Below are 7,190 nucleotides of genomic sequence, written 5' to 3'. Positions count from 1 at the left end.
TGGGCGAGGGGCTGGTGGGGCAGGCGGCGCTGGAGCGGAAGCCGATCCTCCTCACGAACGTCCCCGACGACTACATCACCATCTCGTCGGGGCTGGGCGAGGCGCCGCCCCGCAACATCATGGTCCTTCCCATCCTCTTCGAGGGCGAGGTGAAGGCCGTGATCGAGCTGGCCAGCTTCCTTCCGTTCAGCCAGATCCACCAGGTGTTCCTGGACCAGCTGACGGAAAGCGTGGGCGTGGTGCTCAACATGATCACCGCGAACATGCGCACCGAAGAGCTTCTGCAGCAGTCGCAGAACCTCACCCAGGAGCTGCAGAGCCAGTCGCAGGAGCTGCAGGCCCAGCAGGAAGAGCTGCGCCGCACGAACGTGGAGCTCGAGGCCCAGGCCAAGACGCTCAAGGCCTCGGAAGAAGCCCTGCGCGACCAGCAGGAAGAGCTTCAGCAGGTGAACGAGGAGCTCGAGGAAAAGGCGGCGCTGCTGGCGGAGCAGAACCGCAAGGTCGAGCAGAAGAACCGCGAGGTCGAGGCGGCGCGGGCGGAACTGGAGGAAAAGGCGCAGCAGCTGGCCCTTTCGTCCAAGTACAAGAGCGAGTTCCTGGCCAACATGAGCCACGAGTTGCGCACGCCGCTGAACTCGCTGCTGATCCTGGCCAAGCTCCTGGCCGACAACAAGGACGGCAACCTGTCGCCCAAGCAGGTGGAGTACGCGCAGACCATCCTGGCGTCGGGCACCGACCTGCTGAACCTGATCAACGACGTGCTCGACCTGTCCAAGGTCGAGGCCGGGAAGATGGACATCAACCCGGGCGACGTGCTGCTGGCCGACATCAGCAACTACGCCGAGCGCTCGTTCGGGCCCTTGGCCGAGCAGAAGGGGCTGGAGCTCAAGATCGACATCGACACCGAGCTTCCGCCGGCCGTGTACACCGACGGCCAGCGGCTGCAGCAGGTGCTGAAGAACCTGCTCTCCAACGCCTTCAAGTTCACGCACGAAGGCAGCATCACCCTCGGCATGCGCAAGGCCGACAAGGGCCGGCGCTACGCCAACCAGATGCTGAACGACGCCGACGTGGTGGTGGCGTTCTCGGTGGCCGACACGGGCATCGGCATCGCCGCCGACAAGCAGCGGCTGATCTTCGAGGCCTTCCAGCAGGCCGACGGCACCACCAGCCGCAAGTACGGCGGCACGGGCCTCGGCCTCTCCATCAGCCGCGAGATCGCGCGGCTGCTGGGCGGCGAGATCCGGGTGGAAAGCGCGGAGGGACGGGGGAGCACCTTCACCCTGTTCCTGCCGCTGCGCTGGCCGGGCGACCCCGACGGCCGCGGCGGCGGAACCGAGTCGCCGGTGGTCTTCGGCTCCGGCGCGGGCGCCGGGCCGGCCATGATCGAGGCGCAGCGCCGCAACGAGGCCGCGTCGGCGCTGCAGGAAGACCGGCGCCGCTACCCGCGCGACCCCAGCCAGGCGGGGATCCACGACGACCGCGCCAGCATTCAGCCGGGCGACCGGGTGGTGCTGGTGGTGGAGAACGACCCGCACTTCGCGCGCATCCTGCTCGACATGGCGCGGGAGAAGGGATACAAGGTGCTCGTGGCCATGGACGGGGAGACGGGGCTGGACCTGGTGCAGGAGTACCGGCCCGACGCCGTGACGCTCGACATCGACCTGCCCGGGATCGACGGGTGGACGGTGCTGGACCGCCTGAAGCACTCGCCGGAGACGCGGCACATTCCCGTGCACATCGTTTCGGGGGTGGGGCAGCGGCAGCGCGGGCTGCGCAACGGCGCGGTGAACTACCTGGAAAAGCCCATCAGCAAGGAGGCGCTGGACGGCGCGTTCGACCGCATCAACAACCTGCTGTCGGATGGCACCAAGCGGCTGCTGGTGGTGGAGGACGACGAGACGCAGCGCCAGAGCATCATCGAGCTGATCGGCGACGACGACGTGGAGATCGTGGCGGTGAGCAGCGCCGAGGAGGCGGTGGACCGGCTGCGCGAAACGCGCTTCGACTGCATGGTGCTCGACCTGGGGCTGCACGGCGAGGACGGCTTCGAGCTGCTGGAGCGCGTGAAGGGCACGCCCGAGATGCAGGACCTGCCCATCATCATCTACACCGGCAAGGACCTGAGCCCGCAGGAGGAAACGCGCCTGCGCCGCTACGCCGAAAGCATCATCATCAAGGACGCCAAGAGCCCCGAGCGGCTGCTGGACGAAACCGCGCTCTTCCTGCACCGGGTGGAAAGCAGCCTGCCCGACGAGAAGCGCCGGATGCTGGAGCAGCTGCACAAGACGGATTCGGTGTTCTCGGGGAAGAAGATCATGGTGGTGGACGACGACGTGCGGAACATCTTTTCGCTGACGTCGGTGCTGGAGCAGCAGGGGATGAACGTGATCTTCGCCGAGAACGGCCGCGACGCCATCGAGCTGCTCAAGGCGCAGCCCGACGTTGACCTGGTGCTGATGGACGTGATGATGCCGGAGATGGACGGGTACGAAACCACCCGCGCCATCCGGGGGATGCCGGAGTTCGGCAGCCTGCCCATCATCTCCCTGACGGCAAAGGCCATGAAGGGCGACCGCGAGAAGTCCATCGCGGCCGGCGCGTCGGACTACATCACCAAGCCCGTGGACGTGGACCAGCTGCTTTCGCTGATGCGCGTGTGGCTGTACCGGTAAGGCGCCGGGGTCAAGCACGCACCTTGCCGTGCACCTCCGCTGAACGCGCCGCGCGAAGCCCTCGCGCGGCGCACCAGGCGGAGAACCCGAAGGCAACGCAGTGGCGCAGGCACCCAAGGTACAGCTGCCCGACACACCCGCGGCGTACGACCGCGACCTGGAGCGCATCGAGGTGGAGCTGCTCCTGGAGGCCGTGTACCGGCACTACGGATTCGACTTTCGCAGCTACGCGTACTCGTCGCTCAAGCGGCGCGTGTGGAAGCGCATTCACCAGGACGGGCTGAACACCATCACCCAGCTGGCCGACCGGGTGCTGCACGACCCGGCGATGATGGAAAAGCTGCTGCTGGACCTTTCCATCAACGTCACGGCCATGTTCCGCGACCCGGGCTTTTACGCGGCCTTCCGCGAGAAGGTGGTGCCGGCGCTGCGGACGTACCCGTTCATCCGCATCTGGCACGCCGGGTGCTCCACGGGCGAAGAAGTGTTCTCCATGGCCATCCTCCTGGAAGAGGAGGGGCTGTACGACCGGGCCCGCATCTACGCCACCGACATCAACGAGGTGGTGCTGCAGCGGGCGCGCGCGGGCATCTTTCCGCTCGACAAGATGCAGGAGTACACACAGAACTACCTGAAGGCGGGCGGCAAGAGGTCGTTCTCGGAGTACTACACGGCCCTGTACGACGGCGCGCTGTTCAACGCCGCACTCACGCGCAACGTGGTGTTTTCGCAGCACAACCTGGTCACCGACGGCTCGTTCTCGGAGTTCAACGTGATCGTGTGCCGCAACGTGATGATCTACTTCGACCGCAAGCTGCAGAACCGCGTGCACGGCCTGTTCTACGAGAGCCTGGGGCGCTTCGGCACCCTGGCGCTGGGCAACAAGGAAACGCTGCGGTTCACGGAGTTCGAGGACCGGTACGAGGTGGTGGACGCCCGCGAAAAGATCTACCGGAGGCTGGCGTGACCTCGCCGCCCATCGGGTACCGCATCGTGGTGGTGGGCGCCTCGGCCGGCGGGCTACACGCGCTGCGCACCCTGGTGTCGGCGCTGCCGGAAGACTTCGACGTTCCCGTGGTGGTCGTGCAGCACCGGGCCAAGGAGTCGGAGCTGCTGTGCGAGCTGCTGCAGGAGTGCTCGCCCATGACGGTGTACGAGGTGACCGACAAGCAGGAGATCGGGCCGGGGGTATTCGTGGGCCCTCCCGACTACCATCTTCTGCTGGACCGCGACGGATATTTTTCGCTTTCCACCGACGAGCCGGTGCGCTACAGCCGCCCCTCCATCGACGTGATGTTCGAATCGGCCGCCGACGTTTACGGGATGGACACGGTGGGCGTGGTGCTGACCGGGGCCAACCAGGACGGCGCCGCCGGGCTGCGCCGCATCGCCGACGCCGGGGGCCACTGCGTGGTGCAGGACCCCGACACGTCGGAGGTGCGGGTGATGCCCCGCTTTGCCGTGCGCGCCGTTCCCGACGCCTGCGTGCTGCCGCTGGAAGAGATCGGCCCGCACCTGGCCGCCATCCGCGGCCGCCGCGTTCCCCGCTGCCGCTCGGCCGCATGACACAGGCAGCCGAGGCAGTGGCGGGCTCGCGCGCCCGCATCCTGATGGTGGACGACCGCCCCGAGAACCTGATGGCGCTGGAAGCCATCATGGAGCCGCTGGGGCACGAGATGGTGCGCGCCAACTCGGGCGAAGAGGCGCTGCGCCACGTGCTGCTGCACGACTTCGCGGTGATTTTGCTCGACGTGCAGATGCCGGGGATCAACGGCTTCGAAACGGCGCAGCTGATCAAGTCGCGCGAGCGCTCGCGGTCCACGCCCATCATCTTCCTCACCGCCATCAGCAAGGACGAGCAGTACGTCTTCACGGGGTACTCGGTGGGCGCGGTGGACTACCTGTCCAAGCCCTTCAACCCCGACGTGCTGCGCAGCAAGGTCGCCGTCTTCATCGACCTGTACCTGAAGACGGAGCAGCTGAAGGACCAGGAGAAGCGGCTTCGCGAAAGCGAGGTGCGCGAGCTGGAGCTGGCGCACCGGGCACGGCTGCTGGAGTCGGAGGCGCGCATGGCCGAGATCGTGGGGTCGGCGCTGGAGGCCATCCTCACCTTCGACGACGAGCGCCGCATCACCCTCTTCAACTCCGCCGCCGAGCGCACCTTCGGCCGCCCGGCGGCCGACGCCATGGGGCTGTCCTTCGACGAGCTGCTGAGCCCCGCCTTCCGGGGCGTGGCGCTGGAGGAGATGTGCGCCGCCGCCGCCGCGCGGGCGGCCTCGGTGCTCGAAGGGAAGTCGCCGGACGACGACGCCCTTCACGAGCACGCGTTCGAGGGGATGCGCGCGAACGGCGAGGTGTTTCCGCTGGAAGGCTCCATCTCGTGCCTGCAGCTGGACAGCGAGCGGGTGTACACCGTCATCGGCCGCGACGTCACCGAGCGCAAGCGCGCCGAAGAGGCGCTCCGCAAGCAGGCGGCAGAGCTCAAGTCGCTGAACCGGCAGCTGCAGGCGCGCCAGCGCGAGCTGGAAAACGCCATGGCGTCGCGCAGCCGGTTCTACGCCTCCATGAGCCACGAGCTGCGCACGCCCATCAACGCCATCCTGGGCTACAGCTCGCTCCTGCTCGACAGCATCTACGGCCCGTTGAACCCCGAGCAGGCCCGCGGCATCGAGCGCGCGCACGCGGCCGCCAAGCACCTGCTGGAGCTGGTCAACGACATCCTCGACCTTTCCAAGATCGAGGCGGGCAAGGTAGACATCGAGGTGCAGCCCGCGGCGTTCCCCTCGCTGGTGCAGGACCTGTTCGTCACCGTGCGCCCCCTGGCCGACGAGCACGGCTCGGAGCTCACGCTGGAGTCCGACGGCGACGCGGTGATCACCACCGACGCGCGGCGGGTGCGGCAGATCCTGCTGAACCTGCTTTCCAACGCCATCAAGTTCGGCGACGGCAAGCCCATCACCGTGCGCTGCCACAAGCGCGAGGACGGCGGGATGGAGGTCGACGTGATCGACCGGGGCCGGGGGATCGAGCCGCAAGACCTCGACCGCATCTTCGACGAGTTCGTGCAGCTGGCCGACCCCGACCAGCAGGTGGGCACCGGGCTGGGGCTGCCCATTTCGCGCCGGCTGGCGGTGCTGCTGGGGGGAACGCTGACGGTGGAGTCCACCGTGGGTGATGGAAGCACCTTCCGCCTGTGCCTGCCGCCCAAGCTGGACATGCGCCTCATCTCCGGAGAGGGCCTGCCCCTCCCCACGGCCACCAGCGACCCCGTCCACCCGGCGTCAGCCGAAGCGATTGACGACGACGAGCCTGTCGACGATGAGGCTGCGCGCGGTGAACCGGCCGACGACGGTACATCGTCTGAGGGCGGCATCGACGAGGAGCTTCCGGCCGACGCCGCCGAGCCCAGCCCCGCCCGCCTGGCGAGTTGAGCCGACGGCGCAGGGCACATTGGAGAAGGGCCCCTCACGAGATCGTCGTGGAGGGCCCTTCGCCCAAGGCGCAGCGTGCGCGATTAATCCGAGAGGAAGTCGACCTCGAACGGCTGCATAGGCCAGCGCCCCTCCAGGACGCGCGCCTTCGCCCACCGGTCCAGAGCGTGTCCGATGCGGGCGGGGTCGCGTGGAAGCTTGCGGGTCAGAATCAACAACCCGGCGTGAGACAGGCCGGCCGCGAACGCGTTTCGGGTCGCCAGGATGAAGTCGTCGCGGTTGTACGTGACCATGATCCTTTGGACCGCCGCCGCCGTCTGCAGATGCAAAGCGTCGTCCTGCGGCAGAGACGCGTGGGCATCCCTGGCAGCGATGACGTTCAACCCCAGCCCGCTGGCGACATCCGCCGCCCGGTAGGGGATGTCCTCGTCCAGGTATAGCCGGGCCTCGCCTCCCGCTCCCGGGCCTGTCACCGTCCTATCGGGCGCGTGAAGGGAAGCTCTTCCGCCACTCGCTCCGGCGTCCAGTACGCCTCACGGTCCAAGCGATCGTTCACCTCGTCGGGATACACCTGGTAATAGGCAAGCGCGGCTCGCAGCTGACCTTGAGAAAGTTCCGGGTACGCTTCGACCAGGGTTCCCCAATCTTCGCCTGCCTCCTTCCAGGTCGCCACGATCTCCCATACTTCCAGGCCGGAGAACGCCACCGCGGCACGGCGCCCCTCCCGGCGCTGGACAAAAACGATTCCCGGGATGCGCGCCGCGCGCACCGCCTCTTCCATCAGGGATACGGCGCCCTTTGACCAGTCGCGCTCGCCCCGGTGCTGGATCTCACGGCTGATGTCGCGGTCGAGCCGCTCGGGTACCCGAATACTATGCTGAACAGAGGGCACGGTTTCCTCATGGACAAAGGCCGACCTACAGTGCACTACAATGTAATCACCTCTCGCGCTGCCATCAACGATTCGGTCCTCCCAAGCATTGCTCGGGAGGACCGCTTTCATTCTCCGGGTCGTTCGCCGCCGCTCTCGTCCGAGTGGCAGCTTCGCTCGATGCCGCTACTTCCGGTCCTTGCCCAGAACCAT

General features: G+C 67.3%; 6 protein-coding genes. 4 read left to right on the top strand and 2 right to left on the bottom strand.

Features of this window, described 5'->3' with window-relative positions:
- The 4 genes from VIB55_RS09790 to VIB55_RS09775 all read left to right on the top strand — a co-directional run.
- Positions 1-2,675 (top strand): response regulator (locus tag VIB55_RS09790; RefSeq protein WP_331876467.1); only part of this gene is annotated, 2,675 nt, incomplete at its 5' end.
- A gap of 100 nt (positions 2,676-2,775) precedes the next feature.
- Complete coding sequence (locus tag VIB55_RS09785; RefSeq protein ID WP_331876466.1) at positions 2,776-3,642, top strand: protein-glutamate O-methyltransferase CheR; 867 nt, start codon at positions 2,776-2,778, stop codon at positions 3,640-3,642.
- Positions 3,639-4,241 (top strand): chemotaxis protein CheB, encoded by a 603-nt coding sequence (locus VIB55_RS09780; protein ID WP_331876465.1) that lies wholly within the window; start codon positions 3,639-3,641, stop codon positions 4,239-4,241. The genes VIB55_RS09785 and VIB55_RS09780 overlap by 4 nt, the downstream gene beginning before the upstream one ends.
- The gene (locus tag VIB55_RS09775) at positions 4,238-6,106 is read left to right on the top strand and encodes an ATP-binding protein (RefSeq protein WP_331876464.1); all 1,869 of its coding nucleotides are present in this window, start codon (positions 4,238-4,240) and stop codon (positions 6,104-6,106) included. Before VIB55_RS09780 ends, VIB55_RS09775 begins: the two co-directional genes overlap by 4 nt.
- A gap of 83 nt (positions 6,107-6,189) precedes the next feature.
- On the opposite strand, the gene VIB55_RS09770 is transcribed toward VIB55_RS09775, so the two are convergent.
- Together VIB55_RS09770 and VIB55_RS09765 are read right to left on the bottom strand one after the other, a co-directional pair.
- Positions 6,190-6,579 carry a DUF5615 family PIN-like protein gene (locus tag VIB55_RS09770; RefSeq protein ID WP_331876463.1) on the bottom strand — a complete coding sequence of 130 codons (390 nt, stop codon included), beginning with the start codon at positions 6,577-6,579 and terminating at the stop codon, positions 6,190-6,192.
- A complete protein-coding gene (locus VIB55_RS09765) occupies positions 6,576-7,109 on the bottom strand; it encodes a DUF433 domain-containing protein (protein ID WP_331876462.1) in 534 nt (177 codons plus the stop codon). Before VIB55_RS09765 ends, VIB55_RS09770 begins: the two co-directional genes overlap by 4 nt.
- Between the last annotated feature and the right edge of the window lie 81 nt (positions 7,110-7,190).

The organism is Longimicrobium sp., assembly GCF_036554565.1.
In the GTDB taxonomy this organism is placed as follows: Bacteria; Gemmatimonadota; Gemmatimonadetes; order Longimicrobiales; family Longimicrobiaceae; genus Longimicrobium.
The sequence above is the reverse complement of the archived record's forward strand: the minus strand, read 5'-3'. Positions and strand labels throughout refer to the sequence as shown.

What these genes read in the sequence shown, in the direction of transcription:
- VIB55_RS09775 (WP_331876464.1), top strand. Translation starts at nt 4,238, where the DNA reads ATGACACAGGCAGCCGAGGCAGTGGCGGGCTCGCGCGCCCGCATCCTG.
- VIB55_RS09765 (WP_331876462.1), bottom strand. Translation starts at nt 7,109, where the DNA reads ATGAAAGCGGTCCTCCCGAGCAATGCTTGGGAGGACCGAATCGTTGAT.